This window comes from Methanimicrococcus hacksteinii (genome assembly GCF_032714515.1).
GTDB classification, from domain to species: domain Archaea; phylum Halobacteriota; class Methanosarcinia; order Methanosarcinales; family Methanosarcinaceae; genus Methanimicrococcus; species Methanimicrococcus hacksteinii.
This window is the reverse complement of sequence record NZ_JAWDKC010000011.1, coordinates 41,431-62,443: the sequence shown is the minus strand read 5'-3', so window position 1 is coordinate 62,443 and position 21,013 is coordinate 41,431. Positions and strand designations below refer to the sequence as shown.

The following is a 21,013-nucleotide window of genomic DNA, read 5'->3' as shown; positions in this document are numbered from 1 at the left end:
AAACGGAACACAAAACGAAGGAGACAAAAATGCCGACGGAAGGACTTTGCATGCGCTGTAAGGGAAAGGGACTTTGCGGCCGCCCGTACTGTCCGACTTTAGAGCGGTTCAAGAACAACAGCCGGGTGACAAAAGCGCTTTCCGATAAAACATCCGTATTCGGCCCGTCTCCGCCATCTGTTTTTGTCGGCAGCTACAATTATCCGAGTTTGTCTGCCGGTCCTTTGATTCCGCCGTCGGCAGATTTGCCCGAGCTGGAATTCGGAGAAGCGTCTGAAATTCTGCGCGAAAAAGTGGTTAAAAATCCGGGATTTATGGAAGATTCGCGCTTGTGGCACGACCTTCAGATGCAGGATGTCATTGCCATGCGGACGGCGCTGGTTCGCGCGAATACGACTTTTAAACCGTCGGATGCCAAAACGGACAATCCGCTTTTGATGAAAGCGCAGGAACTGGCGCTGTCGGCAAAGCCGATCGATACCGAGGCGTGGTTTAAAAAACCCATTATTTCGGATTTGAAATTCGACAGCATGATGATGCCGATGGGACCTTCCGGACAAGTGAAAAACTTCAACATCACGGAAAACCCGAAAGTTCCCAATGCCGTTGACCGCATCGTTTATGACACCGACGCGCTTGCCAAAGACGCCGTCGTTGAAATGTACCAAGGAGATGTTTCAAACGAGCAGATGACGCGCCTGATGTCAATCGGCCTTCTCGGGCGCGACCGAAAACTTGTCCCGACGCGCTGGTCGATTACCGCAATCGATGACATGACCGGCAAAGAAACGATTAAGCGGATCAAAGATTACCCGCACATCCGCGAAATCACGCTTCTGACAGGCGAAATCTTCGGCAACCATTTTGAAATACTGCTTCTGCCGGGCAGTTTTTCGTACGAACTGTTAGAAGTCTGGCTGCCGCAATCCGTTTGGAACGGGGAAAAAACATACATCGGTCAAGATCACGAAGATTTCTACGGCAAAAAACAATATTCCAACCTTTCCGGCGGCTATTATGCGGCCCGCCTCCCTGTTTTAGAATATTTGGATTCCATTAAAAAGCAGGCGTTCATTTTTGCAATCCGCGAAATCCGGCCGAGCTACTGGGCGCCGCTCGGCGTCTGGGTGGTCAGAGAAGCCGCGAGAAACGCCGTTATGAATCCGAAAAAACAATTTGAAACAAAAGAAGAAGCGCTGGCGGATTTGTCGAAACGTTTGATCACGCCGAGACCGGAATGGGAAAAAGAGACGAAACTCTTGTATAATCAGGCCGTTCAAATGAGAATCGATTCGTTTTACGATTATTGAGACAAAAACATCAAACAGCCATACTGTCGCCGCTGTTTTTGACCTCACTGCTTTTGGGGAATCTTTATTAAAGATTTCTCCGTTTATTTGTTATTGTGATTTCCAAGCGCACCCTCGTCAATCTTTTAACATATTTTGCATTCATGGCGGTCTGCATCGCGATTATTTCCGCATGCCTTTTTCACTACGTTCCGCCCGAATATGTGAAAAAAACAATCGTTTACACGGTTCGCGACATAATGAGTCCCGACGGAGACATTGTGATTGTTTATCCGCCGATTACGGGCGCAAATCCCGAACGGTTCAAATTATCCGACGAGGGAGAAGCGTACAATATCACTTACACTTGGTCTTATGACCGGCAGATATATTCTTACGCGGCCGAAGTTCCGCTCGAACTTTTCAACTATTATCAAAACAAATCCCATACCCGCCGGGATTACGGCCAGTATGCCGTCTCGGAATATGACCGCGAACTTGTTCAGAAATTGGCCGGCTCTTTTCGGACCCACGGTGATAAAAACAGGTATTCGGAAGAAGAAATCGCTTTAAACGTGATTTCGTTCGTTCACACCATTCCTTACACGTACGATATTGAAACAACCGGCTTTGAGGAATATCCCAGATATCCGGCCGAAACGCTGGTGGAAGGCGGAGACTGTGAAGACCGCGCCATTTTGGCCGCCGCCGTCCTTTACGAGCTTGATATCGACTGCATTTTAATTCATCTGAAAAATCACATGGCTGTCGGCTTAAAAGACAGCGGCAATTTCACCGGAAAATCTTACAAATACAACGATACGATTTATTATTACGCCGGCGTTGCGGACGGTGAAACACAGATCGGCATCATCTCTCCCGAAACGGATACGACTTTGATCGGCATTTATCCGATTGAACAAAATCCCGTCTTTTCCGCAAAGCTGAATCAATATATGATCGGATTCGACGACGATTCTTACAAATATGTTCTCCAGGGAAATATTTTAAACAGCGGATCAGGGAACGGCAAAAACGTAACGCTTCGCGTTGAAACAACACTGACCGGAAATGCTCAAAATTCGGAAAATCCGCCGGACCAGCTGATTCACATCGGCGAAGTTCCCGAAGATTACAACGCGGATATTGAAGTGATTGTATACGTTCCGAGGGATATCGGTTACACAACAATTTATGTCGAAGGAGACAATTTTGACCCGATTGATGCCGCCGGATTTTATTTCAGTTTCAGCCGCGTTTGAATTCGAATCAGAAATCAAAAAAGAAATCAAATTCAAACCAAATCATTTTTTGAATCGGTTTCATTGAATAATTTTTATTTTCTGTTTTTATTTTCAAATATTTCATTTAATGATTTTATTCAAACGATTTCATTCAAATAATTTTATTTCAAACATTTCATTTAATGATTTCATTTAATGATTTTATTCAAACGATTTCATTCAAATAATTTTATTTCAGATAGTTTTATAATCCTTAAAAAAAGATTTAGTTCGGGGTATTTTCGTGGTTCGTCCGCAATTTCACAGGGTTCTGCTTTACGGCACGCTGGCAGCTTGCCTGATGCTGTCTTTGACATTGTTTTCGGCTTATATCATATACGCTCATTCGGCCGACGGAGAGAATGTGCCGGGTTTTGAATATTCGGCCGAAGAATTTCATCTCAATCATTTTTTAATTATGGAATCTAAAGCAGCCGCTCCGATTGCGTCGCTGTCCAAAGTTCCGGACATACACCCTGCCGGCACCGCCCGCTCTTTTGAATGGTATTACAACGGAGAAACGCACACATACACGTATTCCGGGCCGACCGAACTTTACGAGTATTATGTCAATAAAACGCATGAGCGGGACGATTACAACCAATATGCGCTTTCCGAATACGACCGGCTCATCATGCGCGAGATTGCCGATTATTTCAAAGAATACGGCCGGCTGAACAATCATTCCGAAAAAGAAATCACGGAAAACGTAATTGCATTCGTTCAATCCATTTCATATACGACCGATATTGAAACAACAGGAAAAGAAGATTATCCGCGGTACCCCGTGGAAACACTTGTCGACGGAACCGGAGACTGCGAAGATTCGGTCATATTGGCGGCCGCCGTCCTTTACGAACTCGGATATGAATCGATTTTGATTTTGGTGCCCGATCACATGGCGCTCGGCGTCAAAGACACCGGAAGTTACAGCGGCCGATACTACGAATATGAAGGATCAAAATATTATTACATTGAAACGACATCCCAAGGCCATGTCATCGGAACGGTTCCGGATTCGGTGAATCCTTAGCTTTGCGAGATATTCCCGATGATTCAAAAGCCGACCGTTTCGGCAGCTTCCGCCTTTTATCAAAAAACGGAAGAGGATGAATTATTTTCATATTATACAGCGCGCTGCATCTTTGAAAACGAAGGGCCGGGCATCGGAAGAAACATGACAATTACGGTTTATCCGATTATTTACGCATCCGAAACGTTGCTCCAAAATCAAACCGTTTATGCCGGAAACGTTTCCGAAGACGGGCGAAAATCCGTCGATTTCGAGTTTAAAGTTCCCCACGGCAGCGGCTCTGTTTATTACATCATCGGCGGGGAAAATTTTGAATCATTTATGATTCCCGGATTTTATTTAAGATAAATAAAAAATGAAGAGACGAAACGAATTTCAGAAAGTTCGGACAAAATTTTTGAAAAAATAAAAGTAAAAATGTTTTTTGAAAAAAATAAAGCAAAAAAGTTTTTTTTGAAAAAATAAAGCAAAAAAGTTTTTTTTGGAAAAATAAAGCAAAAAAGTTTTTTTGAAAAAATAAAAAGTAAAATGTTTTTGAAATGAAACGAACTCATTTCAAAAGCAGACTCAATCCTTTTTTCACGGAAGGCGAAATATTTCCGCACTGCATTTCTTTGAGTTTATCCGCCGGCAAAAGGCGGAAAGCAGCGTTAATCCGCTTATCCGAAACTAAGAATTTATCCATTAATTTTCTTGCCTGAACCGAAGCATCCAGCGCGTCTCCGAATTCGGATCGCCAGCGCTGCTCGTAAGAGGCGACCGACAATCCTCGGCCGCATTTTTCATCCAGAACGGCTTCTGCGGCAACGTCGCCGGCAATTTTTCCGGCCGCTGCGGCAAACGGAATGCCGCCGCCGTTGGTGGCCATGACGTGTCCGGCAGCATCTCCGGCAACCATAACGGAATTCGTTGCAGTCCTGCTTGGGGCGCCCGAGACGGGAATAACGCCGCCGTGAACGGAGACGATTTTTCCGCCTTTCAGTTTTTCTGCGGCAATCGGATGCTCCTGCATAAAACGGTTTAAGAAATCGCGCGCGGACAGATTTTCCGTGCACAAAGAATGTCTGAGGCCGATTCCGACATTTGCTTTGCCTTCGCCTTCGGGGAAAATCCAAATGTATCCGCCGGGAACGTATTTGTTTCCGAAAAACATCTCCAAAGAGTCGGTGTCAATATCAACATCCGTCATTCTGTATTCAAAGCCGATGCCTCTTTCATATCCCGCGGGATTCGGCGCGGCGTCGGAATCGGATTCGTCACCGCCGCCGTGCGTCAGGCCGAATGTTTTTCCGATAAAAGAACTCGGGCCGTCGGCGCCGATGATGACTTTCGTTGTCACATCCGTTTTTCCGAAAACGCCGCTGAGGCGAACGGTGTATTTGGTGGATCCCGAAAGAACTGAGCGGACAGAGGTGCCGCAAAGCAGTTCGGCGCCTTCAAAAGTCGCCTGCTCGGCAAGTTCCGCGTCAAACAGATGGCGGTCTAAGACATAGCCGCTGACATCGAATTCTTTGATTTTCAAGTCCGGGCTGTAAAGTCTTTGCGTTTTTGTTTTGGCGCGGATGCAGTGTTTGGGAATTTTCTTCATTTCCCGCGGCAATGTCATTCCGGGAATTAAATTTTCAATTTCAGAAGCTTCCGGCGTAAAACCCGCGCACTGAACGGGCGTTCCGATCTCGCGCTTTCGGTCAATAAACAAAACATCTACACCGCCGAGCGCTGCATATTTTGCAGCCATGGATCCGGCCGGGCCTGCGCCGACAACGACGACATCGAAATTTTTCTTGGACAAAGGAAATGACATTTTTAAACTCCGTAAGGTCTCTAAGGCCTGCTTTTATTGCGCCCGAGAGATTTGAATTTGAATCGGATTCAGTAGCGTTTTTCATTGATTTTTCATTGATTCATCAATTTTTTGATTTTTCATTGACATTTTCAATGATGTTTTCATTGACAACTTCAATGATATTTTCATTGACAATTTCAATGATGCTTTCAATGACGTTTTTCAATGATAATTTTAATTTATTGGATTTTTCGTTTTGAATTCCCCTGAAATTATTTTAACCGAAACCACTGAATGTTCCGAATGAATAAAATCTTTGCTTCGCGTATTGAATTATTTTTCATTTTTTGGCCGGATCGGATTTTCGCTTGAAAACAAAGAAAACAGAAATTTCATTTCAGATTCATTTAAAAAGATGTCAGGCCCGCGCGCGAAAGGGACCGCAGCATCGAGAACGCGGGAACAAACGGCTCCTGCAAAACGGCATCCTGTAAAGGTTTCTATGCTAAGACATTCGTATTCAGACTTTCACTTAAGAAAGATTCATATAGGGGGAAACTATTGTAGTGAATCTTAATCCGGAACAGATTCTCTTCACATGTATTACGATACATTTCCAATAAATAAGGGACACAACTCCGGAAAGTTCGGCCGATTCCGAGTAAATTTAAGAGAATACTTATCATTTCGATTATGACTTTTCTTTGTTTCATTCCGGCCGTGACAGAAACAGCGTTATTTCAAAAACCCTGTTCTTCGTAATGTTATTGATTTGCCGGTTTTATGCCGGCAGCCACGGCAATAATTTCCAGGCATTCTGCCGCTATTGCTTATTTCCGCCCGACGGGCGAGTCGGTATTATTTGAAGTACAAGTTTTGCGTAAAATTCTCATTACCGCAGGGTCTTAGGACGTTGTTTTTGATAAATTAATCAGGACAATCATATTTATGACAACAACATTTCAAGACCTCGGCATATCGGACAGAATTATTCAATCACTTCTTGTAAAAGGATACGAATTTCCGACGCCGATTCAAATTCAAACCATTCCGCTTTTCTTAAGCGGCGACTGCAATATTATCGGCCAGGCGCAGACAGGCTCCGGAAAAACCGCGGCATTCGGCGTCCCGATTATTCAGAATATTAAGGAAAAAACAGGGCATATTCAAGCCATTATTTTAACACCGACGCGCGAACTCGCGATTCAGGTCTCTGATGAAATGTCGTCTTTCGGCGGCATGAACGGCCTGAAAATCGTTCCGGTTTTCGGCGGTCAGCCGATTCCGATCCAGCTTCGTGCTTTGGCGGGCGGCGCAGACATTATTGTCGGAACACCCGGACGTGTCATTGATTTGATGCACAGAAAACGCCTGGACCTTTCTCACATTTCTTATTTTGTTTTGGACGAAGCGGATGAAATGCTGAACATGGGATTCATTGACGATATCAAAGAAATCATTCAGCACACCAACGACGACAAACGCATGCTTTGTTTCTCCGCGACAATGCCCAAGCCGATTTTGGGAATCGCCAAAAAATACATGGGCCAGTACGAGATGGTTTCCGTTGAGAAAATCAAAGAATCCGTTCTCATCGAACAGCTTTCCATTGATGTGTCTCCCGCGCTGAAATTTGAAGCGCTCTGCCGTGTCATTGATTCCGACCCGGACTTTTACGGTTTGGTTTTCTGCGCCCGCAAAGACACGTCGGACGAAGTGGTTCAGAAACTGGAAGAACGCGGCTACGACGCCGATGTGATTCACGGCGACATCCTGCAGGAACAGCGCATCCGCATTATGGACCGCTTCAGAAAGCAAAAATTGAGAATTTTGGTTGCAACCGACGTTGCCGCCCGCGGTATTGACGTGAACGAGTTAACGCACGTCGTCAATTACGACATCCCGCAGGACCCCGAATCCTACACACACAGAATCGGAAGAACCGGCCGCGCCGGAAAGGCAGGCATTGCAATCACACTTTTAACGCCGGCCGATTTCAGAAAATTCGCGTTCATCAAAAAGATGGCAAACGCGGATGTTCGCCGTGTTCAGCTGCCCGACGCCGATCAGGTGGCAGCGATGAAACGCGAAAAATTGTATCATGATTTGTCTTTGGTCATTCAGTCTGACTTTGTTCACACGGAGCGGGCCGAACCGTTCATCGAATTTGCACAGATGCTGGTGACGGAAGACCGGACAGCCGAAGATGTTGTGACCTGCCTTTTGCAGCACGTTTATGAAAACAGAATTCTGCCGCGCGCCGACGACAAGATCATTGATGAAATGTTTGCCCAAATCCAGAAAGCCAATTTCAGCGGCGATGTTCAGAAAAGAAGATTCAATGACAAAAAAGACGACGGCAAAGGCCGCAGAAACGACGGCGGCTACAAAGGCAAGAAAGAGGGCGGCAAGTACGAAGACCGCAAAGGCGGCAGCGGCGGAAACGGCGGCAAATACAAAAACAATTCCGGCAGCAAAGGCGGAAAAAAATACGGCGGCAAAGATTCTCATAACAAAGACTATGCCATGAAAAGACTTGAAAATAAAAAATATAAATCGAGAGACTAAGGTCAAATTTGAAACGAATTTTTCGTTTCATTTTTGATTTTCATTTTAAATTTATTTTCTTATTTTATTTTCTTATTTTTTTTTTGTTTTTTTGTTTTTTTTGTTTTATGTCTTTTGAGTTTCATTTTGGACTTTCTTGTTTCTGTTTATTTCCATATTTTCTTCTGTCCGTTTGACCCGTTTACAAATCTTTTTATCAGATTCCCTTTTATTTTGAATGGGATTTGTCATGGGAATGAAGCGCACATTTTTGTCTCTTTTTCTTCTCGGCTTGATTTGTTTAGCCGCAGTCATCGGCTTTTTTTGGATGACGGCCGAAGCCGATGAAACCGAAGAAGCCGATAATTTTATCGGCGCGGGTTTTTCAAAGATAATCGGATTTTTTAAGCTGGGGCAGGTGCCGGAAATTCCGGAAGAGCCTGCGCCGCCGTTTGAAAAATATTACGACGGCGAATCGGATTCTTACGTTTGCTCTTACGCGTGGGTTTTTAACGGGCGCAGCTATTCGTTTGACCTGACAATTCCGAAGGAAACATACGATTTTTACAGCGGAAAAGAGCGCGTGAACCGCGATTATGATTATTACGCGCTGACCGAAAATGACCGGCAGGTTTTGAATCAAATGATTGATTTGTTTCAAAATCTCGGTGCCGTTTACAATTTAACGGAAGACCAAATTGTTTTAAACGTGATTGCGTTCGTCCAGTCCATGCCGTATTCGGCCGACAGCATGACAACAGGGTACGACGAATATCCGCGCTACCCGATCGAAACGCTCGTTGACGGCGGCGGTGACTGTGAAGACAGCGCGATACTGGCAGCGGCTTTGCTGACCGAAATGGGCTATCAGGTCGTTTTGATCGGCTTTCCCAATCACATGGGAATCGGCGTTGCCGGCAGCGATGACTTCTCGGGCACGTCTTACGAATATGAAGGTGTTCCCTATTATTACGTTGAAACAACGTCTTCAGATTATGTATTCGGCGAGATACCTCAAAAATATGAAGGCACTGTTCCCGAAATCTTTCCGATGAATCCGCCTTTCATATATGTGACAATATGGGCGGCGCATGCCCAAACAAGTTCCTCTGATTTGTCTTACAGAATCGTATGCAACATTACAAATCACGGCCCGTCGGCGGCTCAAAATGTCAGCATTTCGATATTTGCCGAAGGATCACCTTACGACGGTGTCCCGATTCAAGGAACCGAAAATACAATTTTCATCGGCGTGATGCAGGATGACGAAACAAATCCGGCCGAAAGCACCATACGCGTTCCCCGCCGAACAAACGTCTGTTTTACGTGCGTTGTTTCCGGAGACAATTTCGAACCGGTCACAGCCTCGACAAATGTGATTTACATCAATTGAATCGTCGGCGAAAAATGAGTGAATTGAAGATGCAAATCTTTTTATTTTCTTTCGGATGTTTATACTAAGGGATATTTATGGCTCGAGGACGCGGAATTATTAAATTTTTAAGCTTTTGCTTTATTTTTGTGCTGTTTATTCTTGCCGTCTGCATTGCTGTCGGAACAATTTTGTATGTTTATTCCGAAACAGCGCCTTCAAGCCAAACAAATATTCCCGTGGACATTCCTGTTCTTACCGAGCCCGAATATGAAGATGCGGAAACGCCCGAGGCCGTAACGTCGGTTGAAAACTATGAATTTTCAGTGTCTTCGGACGGGGATTCTGAAAGTTACGTGCGGTCATATTCATGGACGTTCGCCGAACGCAATCAAACGATTACGGTTTCGATTCCGGTCGAATATTATGATTATTACCGCAACAAATCGCATTCGGGAAAAGATTTTGATCATTATGCGCTTTCCGAAGACGATCGGACGTTCCTGGGCAAAATGATTGACAGCTTTAAGGAACAGGGCGAAAAATACAATTTTACGGATGATCAGAATGTTTTGAACATTATTTCTTTTGTTCAGGCAATGCCTTACACTTCCGATGACGTGACAACGGGTTATGACGAGTATCCGCGCTATCCGATCGAAACATTGGTTGACGGCGGCGGCGACTGTGAAGACAGCGCCATTTTGGCGGCCGCGCTTTTGCTTGAAATGGGCTACGGCGTTGTTTTGCTTGAACTGCCCGGGCATATGGCGCTCGGGGTTGCGGGCAGCGAAAACATTTCCGGAACATATTATGAGTACGAAGGCAGCCGATACTATTATGTTGAAACGACGGCCTCCGGATACAAATTCGGCGAAATTCCGGCAGAATATCAGAATGCGGCGGTGAAAATATGCACGATGAACCCGATGCCTTCAATGAGCATTCAGCTGCGCGCAGATTTAGTCGGCACGGATTTGGATTATGCTTATTACAAGATTCAGTGCGACATTACAAACAGAGGACCGACAACGGCTCACAATGTTTACGCCGTGATTCTTGCCGAATCCGAACCGTTTGACATGACACGCGTCTGGGCGCAAAGCGATGCGATTTATGTCGGCACAATGGCGGATGAAGCAACAGGTTGGGCCGAATATACGGTACAAGTTCCGCGGCGGAATCAAACGCGCTTTTCGTGCGTTGTTTACGGCGATAATTTCAACGCCGATTATTCTTACACGAGAGTCATCTTCATCAGCTGATTCTCATATTCCGTTTCTCATTCTTCATATTTGTGCGCCTGCCGCGCGCGAGTCACCCGGGTTTGAATCAATGAGCAAAAACAGCCCCGGTTTTGATTTTATTTATGATTTTATCTTTGATTATGTTTTTGATTATGTTTTTGATTCCGTTTTCACAGGTTTGCAGTGTTTTTACGGGTTTGCAGACAATTGTTATGGATGCACCAAAAAAGATAAGAACCTCAATTAAGTTCATCAGTTATTCATCTTCGGATGAACGGGAATTTTCGGGGAAGAAAAATGAACGATTCGGCAGCAGCTTCAAGTATCCAAAAAGATGTCAATCGGGACATCCGGACTTGCAAGTTTTTTTATTTGGCAAAATACGCGGCCGGCATTTTGTTTATTCTCTCTGCGGCAATTCTTCCGCTTTGGTTCTTTTTTGCCGTTTGTCTGATTCTCTGTCTTCTTTCGATGACGCCGCTTCTTTCAAAAACGGCCGCGCTTTTTCATTTAACGGATGAAGAAAAACTGCGCCGCCTGTCATTTGATTTCCGGCTGCTTGCCGGCATTTTAACGCTCAGTTTTTTGGCGGCTTTGATTCTTGAAAATTACGGCGCCGAGTTCGGCATCATGCTTCCGGGATTTTTAATCTTTCAGGCGCTGGCCGTGACGATTTTCAGCACGCGTTCCTGGTTCAGCTTGTTCAACAGCGTGACGCTTTATGAAAATGTCCGTGAGTCGGAATCTTTCAAAAATATATCTCTGCTTTACGAATTCTTTTTGATTTTGCTTCGCGTAACGGCCGCGTTTTTGGCGGGCGTTTGGGTGGCAAACTTTACGGGCTATGATTTGACGTCTGATTTTCTGAATCAGCTGTTTTTCATTTCAATCGTCGGCGCTTTTGTCGGCAGTCTGTTTGAATCGATTCCGTCTAAAATGAACGCCAACGCTTCCATCTATCTCGGCGCGCTGCTTTCGATGTGGGCGCTTTATTTGCTGAATTATCAAACGCCGTGGTCGGAAACTGCGCTTGCCGCTCTTTTCTCGGTGGTTTTGGCATTTTTGGCATACCGCTACAAGATTGCGGATGTCTCGGCTCTTTTCTCCGCCGCTGTTCTCGGAATTCTGATCATTCTTTTCACAAATTTATGGTGGTTTGTGCTTCTCGTCGCCTTTTTCATCCTCGGCGGCGGGTTTACGAAATACAAATTCAAACAGAAAAAGGCCGCCGGCCTTGCCGAATCCAAAACGGGCATCCGAAGTTATGAGAATGTTTTTTCAAACAGTTTCTGGGCGCTTGCAATCGCCGTTCTTTACGGCATCCTCGCCGCGCACCCCGAATACAATTGGCTGGCAATGCCGCTCGTCTTTGCTTATGTCGGAACCGTCGCAACCGCAACCGGCGATACGATGGCCAGTGAAATCGGCGTGACGTCCAAAGGTTCCACTTATATGATTACAAATTTCAGAAAAGCAAAAGTCGGCGAAGACGGCGGCGTCAGTCTTCTCGGCGAAATGGCATCCCTTGCAGGCTCCGCAATTATCGGCTTCATGGCTTTTGCGTTCGGCATGATTGACACGCTTCCGCTCGCCCTTGTTGTGGCAATTGCCGGCGGATTCATCGGAACCAACATTGACAGCGTGCTCGGCGCAATCTGTCAAAAAAGAGGCTGGCTCACCAACAGCGGCGTCAATTTCTTCTCAACGCTTTCAGGCGCTTTGATTTCGTTCGGGCTTTACTTCCTGCTTTTTTAAGATTTTTAAAGATTTTTAAATCTGTTTATGAAAAGTGTTTTAAAGATTTTTAAAAACATTAATTGATTTTTTGATGAAAACACTTCTTAAAACAGACATTGGTTCTATTTTTTTAGAAATATATTTTCAAAAACAATCTTTCTAAAAAATTAAAAAAAGATTTAAGTACATGCCTTTTCAATTCAAAACAGAAAACAAAAATCAAATCAGGAGGATAAAATGGCCGACCCGTTATACGATATTGAAGATGTTGCAAAATGGTTTTTGAATAAAAATGCACTGCAGCACAAAAAGCTCCAAAAACTCAGTTATTATGCCGTTGCCTGGAATTATGCGCTGCTGGATGCGCCTCTTTGCAAAAGAGATGCATTTCAGGCATGGATTCACGGCCCCGTCAGTCCGATCCTTTACGACATTTACAAAAATTACGGCTGGACTTTTATTCCTCAAACGGAATATGCCGCTGACTTCGGAGAATCCGAAGAAGTTTTGGAATTCGTCTGGGAAGTGTACAAAGATTATTCTCAGTTCCAGCTGGAAAATTTAACGCATTCGGAACTGCCTTGGGAAAAAGCACGCGCCGGATATTCCGAACTTGAACGTTCGGAAGAAGTGATTTCACCCAAAGTCATGAAAGACTTCTACCGCAAAATGTATGAAAATTCACAAAATGATTGATTCAACTTACAAATGAACATTCCATTTCCCGCTCATCATAACTTATTTATATGAAAAATCGATTTTAGAGTTGTTTACTTTTCTAAAAACTTGTTTTGCGGGGGTAACCAAGTGGTCAACGGTGACAGACTCAAGATCTGTTCGCGTAGGCGTTCAGGGGTTCGACTCCCTTCCCCCGCACTTTTTAATCAATCATTAAAATATAAATCTTTATGATTCTTTTACTTAAAATTTAATTAAGTATAAATATTTCAAAATCTTTTTTAGATTTAACAGTGCCTGCCATGCTGAGCTCAAAATCATTCGATTTTGATGATGCACACTTCGGCAGGCTGTTCACTTTTATTATTCTTTTTTTAATTTATCTTAATTAACGGTTGATATAATGTCCGATTTAGAATATGCAAAACCGGCTTTAAATATCAATGAGCAATACAATAAATTATGTCAGCAAAAGCTAATAATTAATGATGAAGAGGAGACAAAGTCTTTTTTATTAAACAACAGTTTATTTCGCTTTCGAAGTTATTCTTATTTTTTTCAAGAAATGAAAACACCGGGAAAACCATTTAAAAATCAGGTCTGCTTCAATGATATTATTGACTTGTACGATTTTGATAATGAATTAAGGCTGTTGGTTTTCAAAGCTATTCAAAAGATCGAAATTGCTGTAAGAAACCAAATTATCTATGAATATTCAATCGAATACGGCAGTCATTGGCATTTGGATTCAAAACATTTTCATAACATTGATCAATATTCCAAATTTAAAGAGAAGATAGATTCGGAAGAAAAAAGAGACAGCGGCAAAGATATACAAAAATATAAGCAAAGATATCCGACTTCAAAATCTTCAGCATGCTGGATCATATTCGATGTCATAAGCTTTACAAGCTTATCATTAATGTTCGGGAATTTGAATAAATCAGTTCAAACGAAAAATATTGTAAAACATTTCGGTTTAAACAATTATTTTGTTTTACGGAATTGGATTTATTGTCTAACTGTCTTGAGAAATATATGTGCTCATCACAGCAGATTATGGAATCGTGAATTAATAGATTTACAAGTTCCTGCAAAAACGTCTCAACCTTTTACAATAAATCAAAATAAACCAAAGTGTGTTTATTCTTACTTATGCTGTCTTCAATATTTGCTGAACCAAGTTGATAAAAATAATACTTTTAAAACCGATTTAAAAAATTTATTTTCAAATTACTCATCATCATTGTATCTCATCGAAATGGGATTTCCTCACGATTGGGAAAAAGAAGAGTTTTGGTGTTCATAATTTTTGAAAAATTTATTTCCATCGAACATGATGTTAATTGAGTAAATCAGATAAATCATAATCATTTATTACGACTATGTTTACTGAATCAGTTATTTAAACCGTCTATATATTCTATTTTCCATATGTGTCTCTTCATATTCTATGAAGACAACTGTTTTATAAATTCATATTAATTTATAATATTATCAAATAATTTTTGTTTTTTGTTGGTTTAACGATATAAAACGGTGAGAAAAATGGATACAATCGAGGGCGGCAATGTTTCAGATACGGCCGACTGTCATAAACAATATCTTGCAATTGAAAATTTCAAATATTATCAAGGAATTTTGGAAAATTATTATATTCCGTCAAACCGGCTGCTGAAAAAAATCCGAAATGATTTGAATGATTTTCAAACGGAATTGAAAAAAGACTATGATTTGGATTCGCGGTTCCGGCATGTCCCGATATTAAAATATCACGACGGATTGTCGGAAATCATCAACGAATTCATTATATGCGGGCAAAAATTGAATAACGACCATCCTTATATCGGCAAAGAATTTGACAAAGATTCGATTCTCGTCGTGACTTCTCTTGAATCCATCAAAAACGCCCTGACCGAACAGGCGTTTATCACCCATGATACGACCGGAGAAGTGGAAAAGGGATTTGAAAAAGCAAATACCGCACTTTTAAGGCTCATCCATTTATCCGAATCAATTTTGGGAAATATCGCTCAGCTACTGAGGGCGATTAATGTGGAGTTGGGTCGTGATTTTTCAACTTACGGTTCGTAAATGCAATAGAACAAAAACCAAGAAGAAGAAAAAAAGAAAGAAAATAAAAAAGAGAATAAAAAGGAGCAGATTTGCTTAAATCTGCCTTAAATTTGCCGAATTATCTTCTGTGATGTCCGCCCATTTTGTGACTGCGTTCAAAACATTTTCTGTATTCGGACGACTCAAAAAAGCAATTGGAATGACATTCATTCTGACATGTTTCATTATAAGGACAGTTTTCGGCATATATACAAAAGTCCGACTGTGCCGAGTGTACTGAATGTGCCGAATGCGCCGGCACCCAATGCCGGTCAGTCTGGGAATGATGCGTTTTATAAAAGCCGCCGCCGTATTCATGATAAGCCAATACAGGTGTTGCGACAATCAACGCTGCCAAAACAACTGCAATACCAACGATGATGATTTTTTTCATTTTTTGCCTCGAAAGATCAATACAATTTTAATTATTGCATAATACTGCAAAATTATTTGATTGATTATTATAAACACAATCATTATAAATGTTGTTCAAAATGTTTGAGTTTTCGTTTGTTTTTGAAATCTCCGTTCGAAGACGTTTTTTGAATCATAAGCCAAAAAAAAGCTTCGAACAATTCTGTTCGAAGCCGATTTTTTGTTCGTTTGTTTTTGATTTTATTTAATTGATATTTGTTTATTTTATTGTTTATGTTTTTGTTTATGTTTTTGTTTAGTTTTTGTTTGTGTTTTATTACGCATCTTCCGATTAAGCGTTCACAGTCAATTGACCGCCTGCGATTGTAAAGGAAATGCCGTAATCATTAATTTTGACAACATACGTTCCGTCTTTCATTTTGTCGAGTTGGCCGATAACGAACTTTTCGTCTCCCCACTTCATTTCCATGGTGGACGGACCGTCTTTGACTTTTAACGGAATGTAAATATCATATTCGCCGTCTGCGTTAAATCCGTCAACGGTCGTAATGTTTTCTTTGTCAATGCTGTTTGCGCCGCCGCCGATTGCAACAACTGCGGTTACGGTAATGTTGTTTCCGTCAGCCGCAACAGTGACATTATCGATATTCGCGGGTCTGTAAGAATACAATGTTCCGTTGACGATTTCAAAGCCGTACTGTTTCATGGCATCGGATTTGCCGTCGATCGTGACAACATACTTTTTGCCGGCTTCAAAGTCGCTGACTTTTCCGAGAACAACGGTCACATCTTCATAGCCGATGTCCATTGTGTTAATGCCGCTGACTGTGACTGCCGGAACATACACATCAACCGTTGTGCCGCTGACGTTAACGGTCGCGTTGGCTTTGTCAATGGACTGGCTGTGTGTTCCCATGATCATGACAACCATTTGAGCGATGACATTGTCGCCGTCGGTGTAAATAATCACAGACTGCGCGGGCGCGCCTGTCACAGTTGTATTGTTTGTCATATTGTTTGTTGTATTGTTTGTCGTATTGGTTTCAAGTCCCGAATCAGAACTTAAACAGCCGCTTGCAGCGACAGCCAAAACGGCGACCGCAAGAACTGCAAAAATCATTAATATTTTTTTCATAATTATCCCCTTTAATTGGTTTTCGTTTTCCTTAAGAAATCATTGAAAAAAAATGAGTTTTTCAAAATTCCCGGTACTTCCAAAAAGAAAGTTTTTCTTTATAATCATTCTCTAAATTGCGGTTTAATTTGAAGTTATCAAAATTTCAAAAACAGGCGAAGCCGGAACAATAAACAAAACAGCAAAACCGATAAAACAAAAACAGAGCACCCAATCAATAAAACAAAAAGATGAATTTGGGATTCATCTTTTTGCGAAAAATTCAATTAAACAAGCGAGAAACCGCCGTCAACAATAATGTATTGGCCGGTGACATAACTTGAGGCGTCGGACGCCAAATACAAAAGTGTTCCGTTCAATTCGCCTTTCTTGCCGGGCCGGGATGCCGGTGTCATTTTGTCATACATCGTTAAGAAATCTTTGTCGGCAAAGAGTGTTTTTTCCGTCATTTCGCTTTCGAAAAGGCCGGGGCCGACACTGTTGACCGTGATGTTGTCTTCGGCATACGTTGCCGCCATGCCGAGCGTTAAACCGCGAACAGCTGCTTTAGATGCGTTGTAAACATGACGGACAAAAACATCGCCTTTGTCGGCGACAAAAGCATTGACGGAAGAAATGTTAATCACTTTGCCGTATTTTTGCTTCCGCATGACCGGAATTGTGTATTTGGACATCAGAAACATGCTTTTAACATTGGCATTCATGCTGTTGTCCCATTCTTCAACCGTCAGCGTTTCAACGGATCCGTGCTGCGCAACACCCGCATTGTTTAATAAAATATGAATGGTTCCAAGCTCCTTGACAACCTCGTCAATCGCTTTTTTGACCAGATCTTCGTTCGTGACATCGCATTCGACAGCGATGGCTTTACCGCCGGCACTTGTAATTTCAGCAACCGCGCTTTCCAGTTTTTCTTTGCGGCGTGCGAGCAATGCAACAGTTGCGCCGTTTTCTGCGAAAGCTTTTGCGGCCAATAAGCCGAGGCCGCTTGATGCGCCCGTTACAACTGCGATTTTTCCTTCTAAGCTGAATAGAGTCATTTTTGTTCACCTTTTTTCTAAAAAGTATCCGAGATACTTTTATAAAAATAAAGATATTATTTGCATAAATAACTCTCTATTTCAAAAATTTAACATGACAAACTCTTTGAAACAAAATAAAACAGAACAGTATGTTTGAAAAAAACAAAGATTTTTTGAAAACGACAAAAATTCTTTGGAAACGACAAGATTTTTTGAAAAACAGTTAAATCTCAAAAGGGTTTTTAAGACATATCATGCCGAAGATGAACGTCAAAGGAAAAAAAGTCTACGTCAAGCCGATTTACTGGGCAATATTCTGGTCCACGAAAATCATTATTGTTCTCTTGATGATTATTTTTATTCTCCATGAGTTTACCGACGTTTTAGACGGCATTTGGATTTTTTAAGGATTAAGAACTGTTTTTCAAAAATTAGATTCAAAAATAAAAAAGAAATGTATCAATTGAATGATACATTTCGGTTATTCGTTTTCTTCAATTTCGTTTCATTCAATTTCGTTTTCTTCAGTTTCGACTTCTTCAGTTTCGATTTCTTCGGCGCTGTCCTCTTCGGCTTCATTTGAACCGGAATCAGAATCGGCATCAAAAATCTGCTGAACGAATCCGTCATTTTCGGCGCCGTTCTCGGCAGCATCTTCTGTTTCGGATTCATCCTCACCGGGCTGCTTGACTGCGGCGACGCTGACCACTTTGTCATTGTCTGCCAGCTTCATGATGCGGACGCCCTTTGTGTTGCGGCCCTGCTCGCGCAATTCGCCGACACGGATTTTGATGATGATTCCTTCGGCGCTTGTGATGATGAGTTCATCGTCTTTGCCGACGGATTTCACGGCAACGACTTGGCCGTTTCTTTCATCGGTGACGATGGACATCACACCCTGCGTTCCGCGGTGTTTTTTGATGTACTCGTCAAAGGCGGTCACTTTTCCGAAACCGTTTTCCGTGATCGTCAAAAGCGCTTCTTCGGGGTTGACAATGTCCATGCTGACGACGGCGTCATCGGGTTTCACAAGACGCATGCCCATCACGCCGCGGGCGGATCTGCCCATCGGCCGGACTTCTTTCTCATCGAAACGAACCGCTTTGCCGCCTCTTGAAACCATGACAACTTCGCGGCTGCCGTCGGTTTGAATCACGTTGACAAGTTCGTCGTTGGGCATCAGCGTTGTCGCGATAATGCCGGCCTTTCTCGGGTTCTTAAAGTCAACGAGCGGCGTTTTCTTAACGGTTCCCTGTTTGGTCACCATCATCAAGTATTGGCCTTCTTTGAATTCAGAAACAGGAATTGCTGCCGTCACGGTTTCGTCTTCCTTCAAATCCAGGAAGTTGACGATTGACTTGCCTTTGGAAGTGCGGCTGCCTTCGGGGATTTCATAGCCTTTCTTCCAGTAGACGCGGCCCTTGTTCGTGAAGAACAAAATGTAATTGTGGGTTGAGGAGACAAACAGATTCACGACGATGTCTTCATCTTTTGTTTCCATGCCGATGATGCCCTTGCCGCCGCGGCGCTGGCGCGAATAAGTGTTGGCGGAAAGACGTTTGATGTAGCCGCGGTTCGTCATCGTGATGATGATGTCTTCCTTTTGGATGAGATCTTCATTGTCGATGTCAAAGCCGCCCTGAATAATCTGCGTTTTGCGGTCATCGCCGAATTTCTCTTTCATTTCCAAAAGTTCGTCGCGAATAATGCCGTATTTGATTTCATCGCTTCCGGCAATCTTTTCGAGTTCCAGGATTTTTGTCAAAACGTCTTCGAGTTCATCCAAAATTTTCTGAATTTCCATACCGGTGAGCCTTTGAAGTCTCATTTCAAGAATGGCGCGGGCTTGAATTTCATCCAAACCGAATTGTTCCATCAAACCGTCTCTTGCGGTCTGCGCGTCAATCGACGCTTTAATCAATTCAATGACGGGATCAATGTTGTCAAGCGCAATTTTCAAACCGTTTAAGATGTGTTCGCGCTCCCGGGCCGTTTTCAAATCGTAAAGCGTTCTTCTTTGAATGACATCCATTCTGTGCTTCAGATAAATCTTCAAGAGCTGGCGCAGTCCCATCACGCGCGGCACGCCGTCAACGATGGCCAAGTTGATAATGCCGAAACTGGTCTGAAGCTGCGTGTGCTTGTAAAGCTGATTCATTAAAACGCTGGCATTCGTTCCGTTCGTCAATTCCATGACAACACGGATACCGTCGCGGTCAGACTCGTCGCGCAGATCGGAAATGCCGGTCACTTTTTTGTCGCGGACGAGTTCGGCGATGTTTTCAATCAAACGCGCTTTGTTCACCTGATACGGCAGTTCGGTCACGACAATTCTCTCGCGATTGCCTTTCATTTCTTCAATATGAGAGACGGCCTGGATTCGAACGCTTCCGCGGCCTGTTTTGTAGGCGTTGATGATGCCTTCACTTCCCAAAATAACGGCGCTGGTCGGAAAATCCGGCCCTTTGATGACCGTCATCAGTTCGGGAACATCGGCGTCGGGATTGTCAATCATCATAACGGTCGCGTCAATCACTTCCGTTAAGTTGTGCGGCGGCATGTTGGTTGCCATACCGACGGCAATACCGGTGGATCCGTTGATGAGCAGGTTCGGCAGTTTTGCCGGAAGCACTGCCGGCTCCTGAAGCGACTCGTCATAGTTGGGACGGAAGTCAACGGTTTCCTTATCCAAATCTTCAAGCATTTCCGTTGAAACCTTGGCCATGCGCGCTTCTGTGTAACGCATGGCGGCTGCTTCGTCACCGTCAATGGAACCGAAGTTGCCCTGCCCGTCAATGAGCGGGTAGCGCAGTGAAAAGTTCTGCGCCATTCTGACCATGGAATCGTAAACCGCGGAGTCGCCGTGCGGGTGGTACTTTGCAAGAACGTCACCGACGACGTGCGCGGATTTTTTCGGCGGCTTTTCGTAAACCATGCCGTTTTCTTTCATTGAAAAGAGGATTCTGCGGTGAACCGGTTTTAAACCGTCGCGGGCATCGGGAAGCGCGCGGCCGATGATAACGCTCATCGCATATTGAATGTAAGAATTTTTCATCTCGTCATTCAATAAAACCGGGCGAACGGAAACACGCTCTTCGTCAACGGGCTCGCTGCCTTCGTCATCACCGTTACCGCCATCGTCATTGTTCCCGCCACCGTCATTGTTTCCGCCGTCGTTGATTCCATCGCCGTTGTTTCCGCCGACATTGCCGTCGCCGTCTTCAAAGCTGCTGTCGGAATCAACTGCTTCTGTTTTCACATCATCTTCGACTTCATCAGGAAGTTCGGAGCGGCTGATGTATTCGTCGAGGAGGTGCTGCTGTTGATTGTTTTGCTGATTGTTTTGCGCGTTGTCCTGCGAATTGTTTTGTTGATCTTGATTTTCCATTTTTTC

At 43.4% G+C, this 21,013-nt stretch carries 17 protein-coding genes and 1 tRNA gene; 13 read left to right on the top strand and 5 right to left on the bottom strand.

Features of this window, described 5'->3' with window-relative positions:
• Positions 1-29: 29 nt before the first annotated feature.
• The 4 genes from MmiAt1_RS02340 to MmiAt1_RS02325 all read left to right on the top strand — a co-directional run bounded on the left by MmiAt1_RS02340 (position 30) and on the right by MmiAt1_RS02325 (position 3,953).
• Positions 30-1,310: an Nre family DNA repair protein gene (locus tag MmiAt1_RS02340; protein ID WP_318785294.1), complete on the top strand. Its 1,281-nt coding sequence runs from the start codon at positions 30-32 to the stop codon at positions 1,308-1,310.
• A 143-nt stretch (positions 1,311-1,453) separates the two neighbouring features.
• On the top strand, positions 1,454-2,551 hold the full coding sequence (locus MmiAt1_RS02335; protein ID WP_318785293.1) for a hypothetical protein: 1,098 nt from the start codon (positions 1,454-1,456) through the stop codon (positions 2,549-2,551).
• A 265-nt stretch (positions 2,552-2,816) separates the two neighbouring features.
• Positions 2,817-3,605 (top strand): transglutaminase-like domain-containing protein, encoded by a 789-nt coding sequence (locus MmiAt1_RS02330; RefSeq protein ID WP_318785292.1) that lies wholly within the window; start codon positions 2,817-2,819, stop codon positions 3,603-3,605.
• Between the two features lie 18 nt (positions 3,606-3,623).
• The gene (locus MmiAt1_RS02325; protein WP_318785291.1) at positions 3,624-3,953 is read left to right on the top strand and encodes a hypothetical protein; all 330 of its coding nucleotides are present in this window, start codon (positions 3,624-3,626) and stop codon (positions 3,951-3,953) included.
• A gap of 202 nt (positions 3,954-4,155) precedes the next feature.
• Here MmiAt1_RS02325 and MmiAt1_RS02320 read toward each other — a convergent pair whose 3' ends face one another.
• Positions 4,156-5,409 carry an NAD(P)/FAD-dependent oxidoreductase gene (locus MmiAt1_RS02320; protein ID WP_318785290.1) on the bottom strand — a complete coding sequence of 418 codons (1,254 nt, stop codon included), beginning with the start codon at positions 5,407-5,409 and terminating at the stop codon, positions 4,156-4,158.
• 930 nt (positions 5,410-6,339) lie between these two features.
• Between MmiAt1_RS02320 and MmiAt1_RS02315 the strand changes: the two genes are divergently transcribed.
• The 8 genes from MmiAt1_RS02315 to MmiAt1_RS02280 all read left to right on the top strand — a co-directional run bounded on the left by MmiAt1_RS02315 (position 6,340) and on the right by MmiAt1_RS02280 (position 15,066).
• On the top strand, positions 6,340-7,959 hold the full coding sequence (locus MmiAt1_RS02315) for a DEAD/DEAH box helicase (RefSeq protein ID WP_318785289.1): 1,620 nt from the start codon (positions 6,340-6,342) through the stop codon (positions 7,957-7,959).
• A 229-nt stretch (positions 7,960-8,188) separates the two neighbouring features.
• Positions 8,189-9,331, top strand: a complete 1,143-nt coding sequence (locus MmiAt1_RS02310) for a transglutaminase-like domain-containing protein (protein ID WP_318785288.1) — start codon at positions 8,189-8,191, stop codon at positions 9,329-9,331.
• Between the two features lie 128 nt (positions 9,332-9,459).
• A complete protein-coding gene (locus MmiAt1_RS02305) occupies positions 9,460-10,575 on the top strand; it encodes a hypothetical protein (RefSeq protein ID WP_318785287.1) in 1,116 nt (371 codons plus the stop codon).
• A gap of 279 nt (positions 10,576-10,854) precedes the next feature.
• Positions 10,855-12,312, top strand: coding sequence for a DUF92 domain-containing protein (locus MmiAt1_RS02300; RefSeq protein WP_318785286.1), 1,458 nt, complete (start codon positions 10,855-10,857; stop codon positions 12,310-12,312).
• A gap of 219 nt (positions 12,313-12,531) precedes the next feature.
• The gene (locus tag MmiAt1_RS02295; protein ID WP_318785285.1) at positions 12,532-12,990 is read left to right on the top strand and encodes a Panacea domain-containing protein; all 459 of its coding nucleotides are present in this window, start codon (positions 12,532-12,534) and stop codon (positions 12,988-12,990) included.
• A gap of 97 nt (positions 12,991-13,087) precedes the next feature.
• A tRNA-Leu gene (locus MmiAt1_RS02290) sits at positions 13,088-13,170 on the top strand.
• 205 nt (positions 13,171-13,375) lie between these two features.
• Complete coding sequence (locus MmiAt1_RS02285) at positions 13,376-14,281, top strand: Abi family protein (RefSeq protein ID WP_318785284.1); 906 nt, start codon at positions 13,376-13,378, stop codon at positions 14,279-14,281.
• Between the two features lie 239 nt (positions 14,282-14,520).
• Positions 14,521-15,066, top strand: coding sequence for a hypothetical protein (locus MmiAt1_RS02280; RefSeq protein ID WP_318785283.1), 546 nt, complete (start codon positions 14,521-14,523; stop codon positions 15,064-15,066).
• 100 nt (positions 15,067-15,166) lie between these two features.
• On the opposite strand, the gene MmiAt1_RS02275 is transcribed toward MmiAt1_RS02280, so the two are convergent.
• The 3 genes from MmiAt1_RS02275 to MmiAt1_RS02265 form a co-directional block, all read right to left on the bottom strand.
• On the bottom strand, positions 15,167-15,481 hold the full coding sequence (locus tag MmiAt1_RS02275) for a hypothetical protein (protein ID WP_318785282.1): 315 nt from the start codon (positions 15,479-15,481) through the stop codon (positions 15,167-15,169).
• Between the two features lie 312 nt (positions 15,482-15,793).
• The gene (locus MmiAt1_RS02270; RefSeq protein ID WP_318785281.1) at positions 15,794-16,597 is read right to left on the bottom strand and encodes a hypothetical protein; all 804 of its coding nucleotides are present in this window, start codon (positions 16,595-16,597) and stop codon (positions 15,794-15,796) included.
• A gap of 266 nt (positions 16,598-16,863) precedes the next feature.
• Entirely contained in the window at positions 16,864-17,637 is a 774-nt protein-coding gene (locus MmiAt1_RS02265; RefSeq protein ID WP_318785280.1) for an SDR family NAD(P)-dependent oxidoreductase, read from the bottom strand.
• 236 nt (positions 17,638-17,873) lie between these two features.
• Between MmiAt1_RS02265 and MmiAt1_RS02260 the strand changes: the two genes are divergently transcribed.
• Complete coding sequence (locus MmiAt1_RS02260) at positions 17,874-18,026, top strand: hypothetical protein (protein WP_318785279.1); 153 nt, start codon at positions 17,874-17,876, stop codon at positions 18,024-18,026.
• A gap of 98 nt (positions 18,027-18,124) precedes the next feature.
• Here the strand turns inward: MmiAt1_RS02260 and gyrA are convergent, their stop codons facing one another.
• Positions 18,125-21,007, bottom strand: coding sequence for a DNA gyrase subunit A (gyrA, locus tag MmiAt1_RS02255; protein WP_318785278.1), 2,883 nt, complete (start codon positions 21,005-21,007; stop codon positions 18,125-18,127).
• Positions 21,008-21,013: the final 6 nt, after the last annotated feature.